Consider the following 14,991-nt stretch of genomic DNA (forward strand, 5'->3'; position numbering starts at 1 on the left):
CTGTATGTCCGTCTGTATCGTCCGTCCGTGCTGTCCGGCTGTGCGCGTACCGGCCCGTGAGGCCGGGTGCCCCCAGGAGTGCCGAACCTTACTGACGCTACCAGGGCACCGGGTGTCCCTCAGCTGGCCGTAGGCTTGCAGGCGTGCTGCTGCTCGCACTCGACACCGCGACCCCCGCCGTCACCGCCGCCCTGCACGACGGCACGCGCGTGCTGGCCGCCGCCGCGCAGGTGGACGCCAGGCGCCACGGAGAGCTGCTGCTCCCGGCCATCGACCGGGTGCTGGCCGAGGCGGGCCGGAGCCTGGACGACGTCACGGCGCTCGTCGCGGGCACCGGGCCGGGGCCGTACACGGGGCTGCGCGTCGGCCTCGCCACGGCCGCCGCGATCGGCGCCGCGCGCGGCCTGCCGGTGCACGGCCTGTGCACGCTGGACGGCATCGCGTACGCGGCGGGCCTCGCCGGGGTGGCGGGGCCGTTCACCGTGGCCACCGACGCCCGGCGCAAGGAGGTGTACTGGGCCCGCTACGCCGACGCCCGTACCCGGGTGGCCGGGCCCGCCGTGGACCGGCCCGCCGACGTGCCCGCCGAGGCGGCGTCGCTGACGGCCGTGGGAGAGGGCGCGCAGCTGTACCCGGACGCGTTCCCCGCCGCCCGGGGCGATCTGCCGGGCCACGCCTCGGCCGCCGCGCTGGCCGCGCTGGCCGCCGAACGGCTCGGCGCCGGCGAGCCGCTGGACGAGCCGCTGCCGCTGTACCTGCGCCGGCCCGACGCCCGGGTGCCCGCCGGGTACAAGGCGGTCCTCAGGTCATGACCGGCGGCGCGACCGGGACCGCGGGGCCCGCGGGGGAGCCGGCCGGGCTGCCGCCGCTGGCGGAGCTGCGCTGGTGGGACCTGGACGACGTGCTGGCCCTGGAACGGGAGCTGTTCCCCGAGGACGCCTGGACCCCGGGCATGTTCTGGTCCGAGCTCGCGCACGCCAGGGGGCCGCGCCGCACCCGCCACTACGTGCTGGCCCGGGACCCGGACGGCACCCTGGCCGGATACGCCGGGCTGGCGGCGGCCGGGGACGCGGGCGACGTGCAGACCATCGCCGTGGCGCCGCGGCGGCAGGGCCGGGGGCTGGGCGCGCGGCTGCTGGCGGAGCTGCTGCGGGCGGCCGAGGAGGACTTCGGCTGCCGGGAGGTGTTCCTGGAGGTGCGGGTGGACAACGACCGCGCCCGGCGGCTGTACGAGCGGTTCGGCTTCGCGCCGCTCGGCGTCCGCCGCGGCTACTACCAGCCCGGCGGCCACGACGCCCTGGTGATGCGCCGGGGCGGGCCCGCGGGCGACGACACGCGGGGAGAACACTGAACGATGACTTCCGTGAAGGTGCGACATGGCTGACGAGCCGCTGGTGCTCGGCATCGAGACGTCCTGCGACGAGACCGGCGTCGGCATCGTGCGCGGGCACACCCTGCTCGCCGACGCCGTCGCCTCCAGCGTGGACGCCCACGCCAGATACGGCGGCGTCGTCCCCGAGATCGCCAGCCGCGCGCACCTGGAGGCGATGGTTCCCACGATCAAGCGCGCCCTGGCCGAGGCGGGCGTGGCCCCCGGCGACCTCGACGGCATCGCCGTGACGGCCGGGCCCGGGCTCGCCGGGGCGCTGCTGGTGGGCGTCTCGGCGGCCAAGGCGTACGCGTACGCGCTGGGCAAGCCGCTGTACGGCGTGAACCACCTGGCCTCGCACGTCTGCGTGGACCAGCTGGAGCACGGGCCGCTGCCGGAGCCGACGATGGCGCTGCTGGTCTCGGGCGGCCACTCCTCGCTGCTGCTGGCGCCGGACATCACCGCGGACGTCCGGCCGCTGGGCGCGACCATCGACGACGCGGCGGGCGAGGCGTTCGACAAGGTGGCGCGGGTGCTGGGCCTGGGCTTCCCCGGCGGGCCGGTCATCGACCGGTGGGCCCGCGAGGGCGACCCGGACGCCATCCGCTTCCCGCGCGGGCTGACCGGGCCGAGGGACGCCCCGTACGACTTCTCGTTCTCGGGGCTGAAGACGGCCGTGGCGCGCTGGGTGGAGACGCGGCGCGCGGCGGGCGAGGACGTGCCGGTCGCGGACGTGGCCGCCTCGTTCCAGGAAGCCGTCACGGACGTGCTGACGCGCAAGGCGATCCGGGCCTGCAAGGACGAGGGCGTCGACCACCTGATGATCGGCGGCGGCGTGGCGGCCAACTCGCGGCTGCGGGCCATGGCCGAGGAGCGGTGCGAGGCCGCCGGGATCCGGCTGCGGGTGCCGCGCCCGAAGCTGTGCACGGACAACGGCGCGATGGTCGCCGCGCTCGGCGCCGAGATGGTGGCGCGGGGCCGGGCCGCCTCCGCGTTCGACCTGCCCGCCGACTCCTCGCTGCCGGTCACCCAGCCGCACGTGCCCGGGCCGCACAGCCACAGCAGCCAGGGCCGCCAGGGCGGCGGCCACGAGCATGTGCACGAGATCAGCCGCACCAACCTGTACGAGCCCCGGCCTGAGCCCGCGGAGCGCGCGTGACGATCGCCCTGATGTGGGAGGCCCGCGCCCGCGCCGGCGCCGGCGCTGAGCTGCTCGCCTGGGCCCGGGCCCAGCAGCTCACCCCGCCGCCCGCGCGGCGCGAGACGTTCACGGCCGACCCCGACCGCGTGCTGGTCATCACCTGGTGGGACACCGGCGACCTCGCCGCGCCCGTGCCCGAGCTTCCCGACCCCCCACCGGAGCTGCTGCACCGCCCGGTCCACCGCTGGCGCTTCCGCCGCGAGCCGTCTCCTCCCGCCTGACCGGCCACGGCGTGGCCTCCGCGCCCGGGGCGCGTCCCCCGGACGGCCCAGGGCAGCGGGTCCCGGACGGCCACCGGTGATACCAAGGCACAGGGGGGATGACACCGCGGCTCTCCCCGTGGCCTTCCGCAGCGGCCCGCCCCCCGGGCCGCGCCGCGAGCCATGCGGCGAGTCACGCGCGACCGACGCGACTGAACCGCGACTGAACCGCGACTGAACGGAGCCGCCTCATGGGCGACATAGCGCCCGCCCCCGCCAGCGGACCAACGACGGCACCCGCGGTCTCCGCCCCGGTCGAGGCGGTGGAGGCCGCCGCGTACCGGGTGCCGCTCCCGGTCCCCGACGGCGGCACGGTCCTCGGCTGGGACGCCCTCACCGTCGTCGTCGTGCGGCTGCGCACCGCCGGGGTGACGGGCCTGGGCTACACCTACGCCGACGCCTCCTGCGTCCCGGTGCTCCAGGGCCCGCTGGCGGGTGCCCTGCGGGGAGCGGACCCGTGCGACGTCCCGGCCGCCCGGGACCGGATGCGCGCCGCCCTCGCCGGCCGGGCCCGTCCCGGCACGGCCGCCCGCGTCCTGGCCGCCGTCGAGACCGCCCTGTGGGACGCCAGCGCCCGGCTGCTGGACCTGCCGCTGTACCGGCTGTTCGGCGCCGCCCGCGACCGGGTGCCGGTCTACGGCTCCGGCGGCTTCACGCCGTTCGACGACCACCGGCTGCTCGGCGAGCTGGACGACTGGCTGGCGCGCGGCATCACGATGGTCAAGATCCCGATCGGCGAGGGGTTCGGCCGCGGCGTCGACCGGGACCTGCGCCGCGTCGCGTGCGCCCGCCGCGCCGTCGGCACCGCCGCCGAGGTGTTCGTCGACGCGCACGGCGGCTACGCCGCTGACCTCGCCGTGCGGGTCGGCGAGCGGCTGGCCGAATGGGGAGTCAGCTGGTACGAGGAGCCGGTGGCCTGCGACGACCTCGACGGGCTGCGGTCGGTGCGCGAGCGGGTGGCGGCGGACGTGACGGCCGGCGAGTACGGCCAGGACGCGCGCTACTTCGACCGCATGCTGGCCGCCGGGGCCGTCGACTGCCTCCAGCTCGACGTGACCCGCTGCGGCTTCGGCGAGTGGCGGCGCGCCGCGGCCCTCGCGCAGGAGCGCGGCACCGACGTCTCCGGGCACGGCGCCCCCAACCTCGCCGCCCACGTCGCCGCCGCCACGCCGGGGCTGCGCCACCTGGAGTGGTTCCGCGACCACGAGTACGCCGAGACGCTGCTGTTCGACGGCGCGCTGACGGTCCGCGACGGCGCGGTGCGGCCCGACCCGTCGGCGCCGGGGCACGGCCTGGCGCTCCGCGAGGCCGACGCCGAGCCGTTCCGCGTCGCCTGACGGCGCGTGCCCGGCCCGGTCACAGCCCCTGCTGGCGGGTGTACGCCGCGACCGTGTCCGTGATGGCCCGCCGCTCGCGCCGCACGGCGCGCTCCAGCATCCGCGCGGCGCCCTCCGCGTCGCCGCGTGCCCGCAGCAGCGCCGACAGCGCGTGCGCGGCCCGCGGATAGCCGGCCCCGGCCGCCGCCGCGAACCACGCCTCGGCCGCCTCCTCGTCGCCCCGCTCCCGCAGGCTGGCCGCCAGCAGGTGCATCCCCTCGGGGTCCAGCGCCGCGGCCGCGCGCGCCAGCCAGGCCGCCGCGCCCTCGCGGTCCCCGTCCCGCCGCAGCCGCCGCGCCAGCTCGGTCATGGCCCGGGCGTGCCCCGCCTCGGCCGCGCGCCGCAGCCACGTCTCGGGCCCCTCGTCCGTGCCGTCCCACCGGCCGGGGAGCCTGCCCAGCTGGTACATCGCCTCGACGTGCCCCGCCTGCGCCGCCCGGCGGAACCAGTACCGGGCGCGCACCGCCGCGAACCCCGTGCCGAAGGCGTTGCGGCGGTGGTACGGGCTCTGCCGCAGATACTCCAGGCCCAGCTCGTACATGGCCGTGTCGCTCTCGGCGTCCGCCGCGCGCGCCAGCCACGCGTCGGCCCCGGCGAGATCGCCCCGCGCCCGCAGCAGCTCGGCCAGATCGCTCATGGCCCGGGTGTCACCGGCCTCCGCCAGCGGCAGCCACGCCGATTCCGCCACCCGGGGGTGACCGGACCGCCAGGCCGTCCGGCCGACCAGCCACCGCTCCTCGCCGTCCTTCGCCTGGTCCAGCGCCGTGTCCCACACCAGCTCCGGGACGTCGCGGGCGGGCGGCGCCTCGTCGACCAGGTAGTCGAACGCCCGCCACACCGACTGCTCCAGGTCGCCGGGCACCAGCAGGCTCGCCGCGCCCAGCCGCTGCCGGACCGCCCACGCCCACGCCTCGTCCAGCGGCTCGGGCCGCAGCGTGGCCATGCCCGCGAGGTAGGTGACGTGCAGCAGGTCGAGCAGCCGCCGGGGCACGGGCGAGGCCAGACCGGTGCGCGCCAGGTCCACGGCCGCCGCCACCAGGGCGTGGCCGCGCGGGTGCCCGCCCTCCTCCGCCGGGATCCGGGCACTCCGCCACTCGCGCAGCAGCTCCGGGCCCGCCGCCAGGTACTCGGACACGCCGAAGTCCCGGTGCGGCAGCGCCTGCGCCAGCAGCGGGTCGCCGGTCGCTTCGGCGCGCCGCCGCTCCTCGCTGGACCACTCGCGGCTGACCAGCAGCGGCCGGGCGGCGTTGACCACCCGCATGCCCAGCGCCTCGCCGGACTCGCGCAGCTCGCGGTAGTACTGGGTGCGCAGCGTCGCCACCACGGGCACGCGCGTACCCGTGAGCCAGTCGAGCAGCACGGGGCTGAGCGCGTCAGGACCCAGGTGCGACTGAAGGTCGTCGAGCCACAGCAGCCACGCCACGTCCCGTTCGGCGTCGTGGAGTCCGGGCAGCTGGGTGAGGTCGGAACCCGGATCGGGCGCGAGCACCCGGTGGTCCGGCAGCACGTCGCGCACGGCTTCGAACGCCGCGCGCGTCTTCCCCGCCGTGGACGGGCCGACGAGCAGCACCAGGCCGCCGTGGGCCGCCGACTCCCGTACCAGGCGGCGGAGTTCCCCGTCGATGTCGCGCGGCACGTACGCCGGCAGGCCGGTGCCGCCGGGCCCGGTCCTGGCGCGGTGCACCCCGGCGAGGAACGGGTCCCAGTCGCGGGCGGCGGGCAGGCCGGACAGCGCGCGCAGCGGATGGCGCCCGGTCTCCGGCAGCGTCAGCCACACGCCGCCGTGGATCTCCCCGGCCTGGACGACCGGGCCGCGGACGCCGTGGGCGGTGTTCTGCACCCGGCTCATCCGGCGCGCCCGGTCCGCCGCCCCGGTCACCACTCGTCCTCGAAGTAGCCCTCGGGCGCGGGCGTCGAGGGCAGCGGGCTGCGGTCGACGTGCCGCTGGGGGGTGCAGTCGCGGAACGGCCCCTCGGGGGACAGCAGGATGGGCAGCTGGAGGTCGAGATGGTCGCGGTACCAGACCGCCATCCCGGTCCCCGGCTCCCACCGCAGCACCTCCCAGGCGTGCCACAGCGCAGTGAACCGCGAGACCGCCTCGGCATGCCGCCACCACTCGGCGCACCAGCGGACGTCCTCGGCGGAGCGCACGTACACCGGAAGGAAGCGGTAGACGACGAACTCCTCGACGTTTCTGAACACCGGCTCCGGCGCGGGCTCGTCCTCCCCGCCCCGCTGTCCCCGCACGCCGCCGTCCGCCATGCCGCCCTCCCGCACGGTCCGTCCCCCCGACATGCTCTCACGGGCACAACCGGGCCGCGGGGCGCGGCGCAGGCAGGCGCGGGCGCGGGACGGCCGGGGCCGCTCCGGGCCCCGGCCGCTTCGCCCGGGAGGCGGGCGCGGGCGGCGGCCTGGCCCGTCAGACCAGGCCGCCCGCGGCGCGCAGGTTCTGGCCCGTGACCCACCCGCCGTCCGGCCCCACGAGGAACGCCACGACGCTGGCGATGTCGGCCGGCTGGCCGAGCCGCCCCAGCGGCGTCAGCCTGGCGACCTGGTCCAGTGCCTCGGGCGGGTTGACGGACCGGAGCAGGTCCGTGTCGGTCGCGCCGGGGGAGACGCTGTTCACGGTGATGGCGCGCGGGCCCAGCTCCAGGGCGGCGGCCGCCGTGAGCTGCTCGAGCGCGCCCTTGCTGGCGACGTAGGGGCTGATGCCGGGGGCGGGGCGCACGGTGTTCATCGTCGAGACGTTCACGATCCGCCCGCCGTCGCGCATGTGCCGGGCGGCGTAGCGGAGGGTGAGGAACGCGGCTCGCGCGTTCACGGCCATCACGCGGTCGAAGTCCGCCGCCTCGGTCTCGGCCAGCGGGGCAGGGGAGAAGGGGACGGCGGCGTTGTTCACGAGGATGTCGAGGCCGCCGAGCCGTTCCTCGGCCTGTGCCATCAGCTGCTCGGCGGCCTCGGGTTCGGCCAGGTCGGCCCGCACGGCCCGGGCCCGGCCCGCCGTGGCGCGCGCCACCTCGTCGGCGCTGCCGGCGCCAGAGACGTAGGAGAAGACTACGTCCGCGCCGTCCCGGCACAGCCGCTCGACGATCGCCCGTCCGATCCCCCGCGACCCGCCGGTCACGACGGCGGCCTTGCCCGCCAGGATCCCGCCCTCGCTCACGCGGCACCTCCGGTCCCGGGCAGCGACGGCGTGCGCCGGATGACGCGGGCAGCGGATGAGTCGGGGTGTATCACGGTCCCTCCCTCACAGCGTTCACAGCGTTGCTGGGTGCTTCCGGCTGGCGCTGTGTCAGCGCCGAGCCCGCCAACCGCTCAAGTGTGTCGCGGAGGTGAGCCCGCAAGGACGGGGGCTACGCCCGCAGGGGCTGCGCCAGCAGCATCATGCGGGCGCCCGCCACGCGCGTGAGGATGAGCGTGCAGGAGTTCGCTCCGGCCAGACGCAGCTTCGACCGGAGCTCCTCCGGGGTGATCGCGAAGCCGCGCTTCTTGATGGTGAGGGTGCCGACCCGGCGCTCGCGCAGCAGTGCGCGCAGGCGTTTGAGGTGAAACGGCAGGGCGTCGGTGATCTCGTAACCGGTGGCGAGCGGCGTCTCGCGCGGGCGGTCCGCCGTCACGTAGGCGATCGACGGGTCCGCGAGCCGTCCGCCGAGGAGCCGGGCCGCCTCGGCGACCAGCCCGGCGCGGATCACGGCGCCGTCCGGCTCGTACAGGTAGCGGCCCAGCGGGCCCACTGGCGCGGCGGGGCCGGTGCCGGTCAGCGTGTGCGGGCCCGGCAGCAGCGTCGCGCGGCGCGGTCCGGACGGGCCGCCGCCGCCCGTGCCGAACCACAGCACGGCCTCCTTCACGTCCCCGCCGGCCGAGACCCACTCCGCCTCGGCGCCCTGGGGCACGGCCTCGTGCGGCAGGCCCGGGGCGACCTTGAGCGCCGCGAGGGGCGCGCGTCTGGCAAGGGCCACGGCCCGGGACAGCGGCGGCGCGTACGCCTCCGGGTCGAAGACGCGGCCGCGCCCGCCCCGCCGCGCCGGATCCAGGAACACCGCGTCCCAGCCCGTCAGGTCGACGTCCGCCGCGTCCGCGCACCGCACGGTGACGCGGTCGGCCAGGCCGAGCGCCGCCGCGTTGGCCTCGGCGATGGCGCAGGTGAGCGGATCGCGGTCCACGGCCAGCACCTCGCAGCCCGCACGCGCCAGCGCCACGGCGTCGCCGCCGATCCCGCAGCACAGGTCGGCCACGCGCCGCGCGCCGAGGGCGGTCAGCCGGCTGGCCCGCCAGCCGGCGACGGAGCCGCGCGTGGCCTGCTCGACGCCGTCGGGCGTGAAGTACATGGACGCCGCGTCGCCACCGAACTTCGCCGCCGCCCGCTGCCGCAGCCGGGCCTGGGTGAGCGCGGCGGCCACCAGCGGTGCCGGGTGGTCGCGCCGCAGGCGGGTGGCGGCGGCCAGTTCCTCGCCGGGCGCGAGGTCCCTGAGGTCAGCCAGCAGGCGCTGCCCGCGCTCGGTCAGCAGGTCGCGGAACGCCTCGGCGGCGGGGGAGTCGTCAGATGCGGCCACACGGGTCATTCTCGCGCGGCGACGGAGTGGCGTGCCGGGGGAGCGGGACGCCGGATGGAAGCATCCCACGCCATGGAGATTATCGGACAAGTAGGACAAGATGCCTGTGCCGCTCGCCGGGACGCCGCGCCTCCCCCGTACCCCGCATCCCGTCCTCACCACGGCACCCGCCGTCCGCGTCGGCTCGTGGGCGTGTTCGCCGTCGCGTGCGCCGCCGCGGGGCTCCAGTCGCAGGCGATCGCCACCGGTCCGCCGGACGTCCCGTCATGGCGCCCGCCCCCGGCGGTCAGCCACGCGCCCGGCCCTCCCGGCGGTGCCCTCGCCGGTGCAGCGCCGCCCGCGGACCTTGGGGCCGCGAACCCGGTCACCATCCCGGCCGCTGCCTGGGGCACTGCCGGGAACCCTGCCCCGGTCACTGTCCCGGTCACTGCCCCGGTCACTGTCCCGGTCACCGCGGCGACCGGGCCGTGGCTGCGCGAGGCGGCGTGCGCGGTGCGCGCCTACGCGGAGCGGCTGGCGCCCGGCGGCAAGGCGCCCCAGGGCGACGGCGCCTGCGCCGCCGCGCCCGGGCTGCCCGCGGCGGCGGGCCCGCGCGCCGGGGTGACTCCGGCCCCCGCGCCGCAGGCGAATCCCGGCGCGGTGACTGGCCCGGTCACCGGCTCAGACGCGGGCGTCGACGGCGAGGGCGGCGCCCCGGCGCCCGGCGCCCCCCACGCCGCGGCAGGGCTCCCGCTCGGCGTGGCGCAGCGCGTGCAGGCGCAAAGCGCCGCCTACGCGCTGAGCGCGTACGCCGAGCGCCTGGCGCACGCCGAACAAGCGCGCATCACCGCGGCGGGGACGTGGGGACTGCGCCAGGTCCCGCTCCGCCCTCCGCCGCCCCCCGCGCCCGAGGAGAAGCCCGGTCTCGTCGCCGAACCGGGCCAGCTGGCCGCCCCCGGCCTGCCACCCGTCCTCACGCGCGTCCCCACCGACGACCCGGTCGTCTTCCTGACCATCGACGACGGCGCCGAGAAAGACCCCGAACTCCTGCGGATGCTGGACGAGCTGGACGTGCCCGCCACGGGCTTCCTCTCCGACTACCTGGCGCGCGAGGACTACGACTACTTCCGCCAGGCGCACGACCAGGGCGTGGATCTCCACAATCACACCCTGAACCACAACGAGATGCCCCGGCTGAGCTACGAGGAGCAGGAGCGCGAGATCTGCGGCCAGCAGGACCGGCTCGCCGCGGAGATCGGGGAGCGCCCGGAGCTGTTCCGGCCGCCCTACGGCGCCTACAACTACGACACGCTCCGCGCCGCCGCCGCGTGCGGCATCGAGGCCGTGCCGCTGTGGGCCGAGGAGGCGTTTCCCGACCGCATCGAATGGCGGCGCGCGGACCAGCGGTTCCATCCGGGCGACATCATCCTCACGCACTTCCGCGGCGAGGAGCACTGGGACGGCACGATGACGGACGTGCTCAGGCGGGTGATCGACGAGGTGACCCGGCAGGGTTTCGCGCTCGCGCGGCTCGACGACTATCTCTGAGCCGGCTCTGGGACCCTTCCGGGGCATCCCCGGAAAACCGCTGGCGGCGGGCCTGGTGACGGGGCGGGAAACCGCTGCGGACCGCCGCTGATCCGCCGCTGGCAGCCGCCGCGCGGCGCCCCGGCGCGCGCCCCCGCCGCGCTGGCACTCTGGTTGACTGAGTGCTAACGAGGGGCCTAATCTCGACGCTGGCACTCTCGATAGCCGAGTGCCAACGTTACACGCGCGACGGGCGGATCCGGCACCCGCGACGACGGGTCCACCAGGTCGCCATCCATCCAGACAGACAAGACCCCGTGAGATCTCCGAAGGGGGAGGTCGGATCGTGACGACCGCCAGTTCCAAGGTTGCCATCAAGCCGCTTGAGGACCGCATCGTGGTCCAGCCGCTCGACGCCGAGCAGACCACGGCCTCGGGCCTGGTCATCCCGGACACCGCCAAGGAGAAGCCCCAGGAGGGCACCGTCCTGGCCGTGGGCCCGGGCCGCTTCGAGGACGGCAACCGCCTTCCGCTCGACGTCAAGGTGGGCGACGTCGTCCTGTACAGCAAGTACGGCGGTACCGAGGTGAAGTACAACAACGAGGAGTACCTCGTCCTCTCCGCGCGCGACGTGCTCGCCATCATCGAGAAGTAAGGGCAGCCGACGCTTCCGCAGCCGCGCCCCGGGCAACCCGCGTCACCTCGACGGCCGGGGCCGGGGCGCGGTTCGTTTACCCCCAGTCACGAGACAACCACGAGGGACACCCACATCCATGGCCAAGATCCTGAAGTTCGATGAGGACGCCCGCCGCGCCCTCGAGCGCGGTGTGAACAAGCTGGCCGACGCCGTGAAGGTGACCATCGGTCCGCGCGGCCGGAACGTCGTCATCGACAAGAAGTTCGGCGCGCCCACCATCACCAACGACGGTGTCACCATCGCCCGCGAGGTGGAGACCGAGGACCCGTACGAGAACCTCGGCGCCCAGCTCGTGAAAGAGGTGGCGACCAAGACCAACGACGTCGCCGGTGACGGCACCACCACCGCCACCGTGCTGGCCCAGGCGCTCGTCCGCGAGGGCCTGCGCAACGTCGCCGCCGGTGCCTCCCCCGCCGGGCTCAAGCGCGGCATGGACGCCGCCGTCGAGGCCATGGCCAAGGACCTGCGCGAGAGCGCACGTCCCATCGACTCCAAGGAGGACATCGCCGCCGTCGCCGCGCTGTCCGCCCAGGACAAGCGGGTCGGCGAGCTGATCGCCGAGGCCATGGACAAGGTCGGCAAGGACGGTGTCATCACCGTCGAGGAGTCGCAGACCTTCGGCCTGGAGCTGGACTTCACCGAGGGCATGGCCTTCGACAAGGGCTACCTGTCGCACTACATGGTCACCGACCAGGAGCGCATGGAGGCCGTCCTCGACGACCCGTACATCCTCATCCACCAGGGCAAGATCTCGGCGATCCAGGACCTGCTGCCGCTGCTGGAGAAGATCATGCAGGCGGGCTCCTCGAAGCCGCTGCTGATCATCGCCGAGGACGTCGAGGGTGAGGCCCTGTCCACCCTCGTGGTCAACAAGATCCGCGGCACCTTCAACTCCGTCGCCGTCAAGGCCCCCGGCTTCGGTGACCGCCGCAAGGCGATGCTGGGCGACATGGCGACGCTGACCGGCGCCACCGTGATCTCCGAGGAGGTCGGCCTCAAGCTCGACCAGGTCGGCCTGGAGGTGCTCGGCACCGCCCGCCGTGTGACCGTCACCAAGGACGACACGACGATCGTCGACGGCGCGGGCAAGGCCGAGGACATCGAGGCGCGCGTCGCCCAGATCAGGGCCGAGATCGAGACCACCGACTCCGACTGGGACCGCGAGAAGCTCCAGGAGCGGCTGGCGAAGCTGGCGGGCGGCGTGTGCGTCATCCGCGTCGGTGCCGCCACCGAGGTGGAGCTGAAGGAGAAGAAGCACCGCCTGGAGGACGCCATCTCCGCCACCCGCGCGGCCGTCGAGGAGGGCATCGTGCCCGGCGGTGGCGCCTCCCTGGTCCACGCCTCCAAGGTGCTGGCCGACGGCCTGGGCCGCACCGGCGACGAGGCCACGGGCGTCGCGATCGTGCGCCGCGCCGCCGCCGAGCCGCTGCGCTGGATCGCCGAGAACGCGGGCCTGGAGGGCTACGTCATCACCGCCAAGGTCGCGGAGCAGGAGAAGGGCCAGGGCTTCAACGCCGCCACCGGTGAGTACGGCGACCTGGTCAAGGCCGGTGTCATCGACCCGGTGAAGGTCACGCGCTCGGCGCTGGAGAACGCGGCGTCCATCGCCTCGCTGCTGCTGACCACCGAGACGCTGGTCGTGGAGAAGAAGGAGGAGGAGCCGGAGGGCCAGGCCGCCGGTCACGGCCACGGCCACGTGCACTGACCTCGCGTTACTCCGTCTGACGGCGTCACTGAGCGTCTGTCGGTGCCTGTTCAGCGACGGCGGCCCCGCGCGGCGGGGCCGCCGTCGTCGTGCGTGTGCCCGGGCCGCCGCCTAACGCCGGTCAGTCCTCCGCCCGGCGGGGGCCGTAGCTGCGGCCGGCCCGCGCGGAGACGTTGCCGAGGACGCCGCGGGGCAGCAGCTTCGACGCGCCCAGCAGTATCTTGTAGCGGGCGCCCGGCACCGACACCTGCTTGTTCCGCGCCAGATCGCGCAGGGCGGTGTCCACCACCCGGTCCGCGTTCAGCCACATCCAGCGCGGGATCCGGTCCGTCCGCATCCCCGCCCGCTCGTGGAACTCCGTCCGCACAAAGCCCGGGCACAGCGCCATCAGCCGCACTCCGCTGCCCGCCAGGTCCCGCGCCGCGCCCATCGTGAACTGCACCACCCACGCCTTCGACGCCCCGTAGGTGCCGCGCGGCACGAACGCGGCGACCGAGGCCACGTTCACCACCTGCCCCCGCCCCCGGCGCCGCATCCCGGGGACGGCGGCCGAGGTCAGGCGGAGCACCGCCTCGCAGTGCACCTTGATCATCCGCAGCTCATCCGCCAGCGGGACGTTCAGGTAGCGGCCCTTCAGGCCGAAGCCCGCGTTGTTGATGAGCGTCTCGACGGGCCGGGTGGCGTCGGCCAGCCGTGCCTCGACGGCCGCGATGCCCTCTTCCTCGGCGAGGTCGGCCGTGAGCACCTCCGCCTCGATGCCGTGCCGGTCGTGCAGGTCGGCGGCCTGGCGCCGCAGCGCGTCCGTGTTCCTGGCGACCAGCACCAGGTCGTGGCGGTCGCGTGCCAGCCGCTGGGCGAACGCGGCGCCGATCCCGGCCGTGGATCCCGTCACCAAAGCTGTCGTCATGCGACGACGGTAGGCCGAGGACGCCGCGGACCGCTAACGCTTCGCGGCCTGCGCGGACTTCGAGCGTGCCAGATCGCGCCTGGCGCGGCCGAGCAGCTCCTCGCGCTCGTCCTCGGTCAGCCCGCCCCACACCCCGTAGGGCTCGCGCACGGACAGGGCGTGTGCGGCGCACTCGGAGCGGACGGGGCAGCGCATGCATACCTCCTTGGCCGCCTCCTCGCGAGCGCTGCGCGCCGCGCCGCGTTCTCCCTCGGGGTGGAAGAACAGCGAGCTGTCCACGCCCCGGCAGGCCGCGAGGAGCTGCCAGTCCCACAGGTCGGCGTTCGGGCCCGGAAGCCGGGAGAAATCTGCCATGACGGTGTCCCATCGAGACTGCGGAAGCGGATGTAAATATGACTACCAGCCGAATATAGTCTTAGTCATCTCGAGAAGGGCAAAAAGGTCAAAAACCGGCAAATGGCGAACGGGTGTGTCCCGCTGTCCGGGGCCGTGATCCGCTGTGACCGCCTCGTGCACCCTGCGTATCCCGGAGGGCTGGCGACCGTAACTCTTTCGGGTGACCGTCGTTGAGAGGGCGTAGGCGGTTGACGTAGAGCGCGGTTCCGTGCGGGCTCGGGGCGGTCAACCGCGACCGGTGAGACACATAACTGCCTGGAGGCTCAAGGTGATGCGCATCAGCTGCGGAGGACGGCCATGACTTCCGTCCTCGTCTGCGACGACTCCCCGCTCGCCCGGGAGGCGCTGCGCCGCGCGGTCGCGACGGTGCCCGGCGTCGAACGGGTCACGACGGCGGCCAACGGCGAGGAAGTCCTCCGCCGCTGGGGCGCCGACCGCTCCGATCTGATTCTGATGGACGTCCGGATGCCCGGCCTGGGGGGCGTTGAAACCGTCCGGCGGCTGCTCTCCGCCGATCCCGGCGCCCGCATCATCATGCTGACCGTCGCCGAGGATCTCGACGGCGTGGCGCTGGCCGTCGCCGCCGGGGCACGCGGCTACCTGCACAAGGACGCCTCGCGCGCCGAGCTGCGCGCCACCGTGACGCAGGCGCTGGCCGACCCGACGTGGCGGCTGGCCCCGCGCCGGCTCCGTTCCTCGGACATGGGGGCCGCGCCGACGCTCACCGCGCGCGAGATCCAGGTGCTCGAGGGGATGAGCCACGGCCGGTCCAACGCGGAGATCGGCCGCGAGCTGTTCCTGTCGGAGGACACGGTGAAGACGCACGCCAGGCGGCTGTTCAAGAAGCTCGGCGCCTCGGACCGGGCGCACGCCGTCGCCCTCGGCTTCCGCTGGGGTCTGGTCCGCTGAGCCGGACGGGGCGGCCGGGCCGCCCCGTCCGGAAGTTCCTGCCCTCCCCGGCCCCGCCGCAAAAGATCCGGCGTTGCCGCATGCTTGAAGCATGACGCTCAACGGGGACGAG

15 protein-coding genes are annotated in these 14,991 nt (G+C 75.2%); 9 read left to right on the plus strand and 6 right to left on the minus strand.

All coding sequences use genetic code 11. The features are described from left to right. The first annotated feature begins 143 nt into the window (after positions 1-143). The 5 genes from tsaB to JK356_RS03020 all read left to right on the plus strand — a co-directional run bounded on the left by tsaB (position 144) and on the right by JK356_RS03020 (position 4,167). A complete protein-coding gene (gene tsaB / locus JK356_RS03000) occupies positions 144-812 on the plus strand; it encodes a tRNA (adenosine(37)-N6)-threonylcarbamoyltransferase complex dimerization subunit type 1 TsaB (protein WP_201865901.1) in 669 nt (222 codons plus the stop codon). Continuing rightward, positions 809-1,351, plus strand: coding sequence for a ribosomal protein S18-alanine N-acetyltransferase (rimI, locus tag JK356_RS03005; RefSeq protein ID WP_201865902.1), 543 nt, complete (start codon positions 809-811; stop codon positions 1,349-1,351). Before tsaB ends, rimI begins: the two co-directional genes overlap by 4 nt. 25 nt (positions 1,352-1,376) lie before the next feature. Next, complete coding sequence (gene tsaD / locus JK356_RS03010; RefSeq protein WP_201865903.1) at positions 1,377-2,528, plus strand: tRNA (adenosine(37)-N6)-threonylcarbamoyltransferase complex transferase subunit TsaD; 1,152 nt, start codon at positions 1,377-1,379, stop codon at positions 2,526-2,528. Continuing rightward, positions 2,525-2,791: a hypothetical protein gene (locus JK356_RS03015; protein ID WP_201865904.1), complete on the plus strand. Its 267-nt coding sequence runs from the start codon at positions 2,525-2,527 to the stop codon at positions 2,789-2,791. Before tsaD ends, JK356_RS03015 begins: the two co-directional genes overlap by 4 nt. 230 nt (positions 2,792-3,021) lie before the next feature. Further along, the gene (locus JK356_RS03020) at positions 3,022-4,167 is read left to right on the plus strand and encodes an enolase C-terminal domain-like protein (RefSeq protein WP_201865905.1); all 1,146 of its coding nucleotides are present in this window, start codon (positions 3,022-3,024) and stop codon (positions 4,165-4,167) included. A 19-nt stretch (positions 4,168-4,186) separates the two neighbouring features. Here the strand turns inward: JK356_RS03020 and JK356_RS03025 are convergent, their stop codons facing one another. The 4 genes from JK356_RS03025 to JK356_RS03040 form a co-directional block, all read right to left on the minus strand. Then, positions 4,187-6,085, minus strand: a complete 1,899-nt coding sequence (locus JK356_RS03025) for a tetratricopeptide repeat protein (protein WP_201865906.1) — start codon at positions 6,083-6,085, stop codon at positions 4,187-4,189. Next, the gene (locus JK356_RS03030) at positions 6,082-6,468 is read right to left on the minus strand and encodes a DUF4913 domain-containing protein (RefSeq protein WP_201865907.1); all 387 of its coding nucleotides are present in this window, start codon (positions 6,466-6,468) and stop codon (positions 6,082-6,084) included. Before JK356_RS03030 ends, JK356_RS03025 begins: the two co-directional genes overlap by 4 nt. 157 nt (positions 6,469-6,625) lie before the next feature. Continuing rightward, entirely contained in the window at positions 6,626-7,369 is a 744-nt protein-coding gene (locus tag JK356_RS03035; RefSeq protein WP_307815370.1) for a glucose 1-dehydrogenase, read from the minus strand. 190 nt (positions 7,370-7,559) lie between these two features. After that, positions 7,560-8,768 (minus strand): class I SAM-dependent methyltransferase, encoded by a 1,209-nt coding sequence (locus tag JK356_RS03040; RefSeq protein WP_201865908.1) that lies wholly within the window; start codon positions 8,766-8,768, stop codon positions 7,560-7,562. A 483-nt stretch (positions 8,769-9,251) separates the two neighbouring features. On the opposite strand from JK356_RS03040, the gene JK356_RS03045 reads away from it, so the two are divergent. The 3 genes from JK356_RS03045 (at position 9,252) to groL (ending at position 12,667) form a co-directional block, all read left to right on the plus strand. Continuing rightward, entirely contained in the window at positions 9,252-10,286 is a 1,035-nt protein-coding gene (locus tag JK356_RS03045) for a polysaccharide deacetylase family protein (RefSeq protein WP_307815371.1), read from the plus strand. A 325-nt stretch (positions 10,287-10,611) separates the two neighbouring features. Then, a complete protein-coding gene (gene groES / locus JK356_RS03050; protein ID WP_191209702.1) occupies positions 10,612-10,920 on the plus strand; it encodes a co-chaperone GroES in 309 nt (102 codons plus the stop codon). Positions 10,921-11,038: 118 nt separating this feature from the next. After that, positions 11,039-12,667 carry a chaperonin GroEL gene (gene groL, locus JK356_RS03055; RefSeq protein ID WP_201865909.1) on the plus strand — a complete coding sequence of 543 codons (1,629 nt, stop codon included), beginning with the start codon at positions 11,039-11,041 and terminating at the stop codon, positions 12,665-12,667. Positions 12,668-12,788: 121 nt separating this feature from the next. On the opposite strand, the gene JK356_RS03060 is transcribed toward groL, so the two are convergent. Beyond that, a complete protein-coding gene (locus JK356_RS03060) occupies positions 12,789-13,574 on the minus strand; it encodes an SDR family oxidoreductase (protein ID WP_201865910.1) in 786 nt (261 codons plus the stop codon). A 33-nt stretch (positions 13,575-13,607) separates the two neighbouring features. Then, complete coding sequence (locus JK356_RS03065; RefSeq protein ID WP_201865911.1) at positions 13,608-13,928, minus strand: WhiB family transcriptional regulator; 321 nt, start codon at positions 13,926-13,928, stop codon at positions 13,608-13,610. A gap of 339 nt (positions 13,929-14,267) precedes the next feature. On the opposite strand from JK356_RS03065, the gene JK356_RS03070 reads away from it, so the two are divergent. Further along, complete coding sequence (locus JK356_RS03070) at positions 14,268-14,879, plus strand: response regulator transcription factor (protein ID WP_019431595.1); 612 nt, start codon at positions 14,268-14,270, stop codon at positions 14,877-14,879. The last annotated feature ends 112 nt before the right edge of the window (positions 14,880-14,991 follow it).

This window comes from Streptomyces sp. 7-21 (genome assembly GCF_016741785.1).
In the GTDB taxonomy this organism is placed as follows: domain Bacteria; phylum Actinomycetota; class Actinomycetes; order Streptomycetales; family Streptomycetaceae; genus Streptomyces.

Coding starts and splice junctions, on each gene's coding strand:
- groL (WP_201865909.1), top strand. CDS start 11,039: ATGGCCAAGATCCTGAAGTTCGATGAGGACGCCCGCCGCGCCCTCGAG.
- rimI (WP_201865902.1), top strand. CDS start 809: ATGACCGGCGGCGCGACCGGGACCGCGGGGCCCGCGGGGGAGCCGGCC.
- JK356_RS03070 (WP_019431595.1), top strand. CDS start 14,268: ATGACTTCCGTCCTCGTCTGCGACGACTCCCCGCTCGCCCGGGAGGCG.
- tsaD (WP_201865903.1), top strand. CDS start 1,377: ATGGCTGACGAGCCGCTGGTGCTCGGCATCGAGACGTCCTGCGACGAG.
- JK356_RS03030 (WP_201865907.1), bottom strand. CDS start 6,468: ATGGCGGACGGCGGCGTGCGGGGACAGCGGGGCGGGGAGGACGAGCCC.
- JK356_RS03020 (WP_201865905.1), top strand. CDS start 3,022: ATGGGCGACATAGCGCCCGCCCCCGCCAGCGGACCAACGACGGCACCC.
- JK356_RS03040 (WP_201865908.1), bottom strand. CDS start 8,768: ATGACCCGTGTGGCCGCATCTGACGACTCCCCCGCCGCCGAGGCGTTC.
- JK356_RS03065 (WP_201865911.1), bottom strand. CDS start 13,928: ATGGCAGATTTCTCCCGGCTTCCGGGCCCGAACGCCGACCTGTGGGAC.
- JK356_RS03060 (WP_201865910.1), bottom strand. CDS start 13,574: ATGACGACAGCTTTGGTGACGGGATCCACGGCCGGGATCGGCGCCGCG.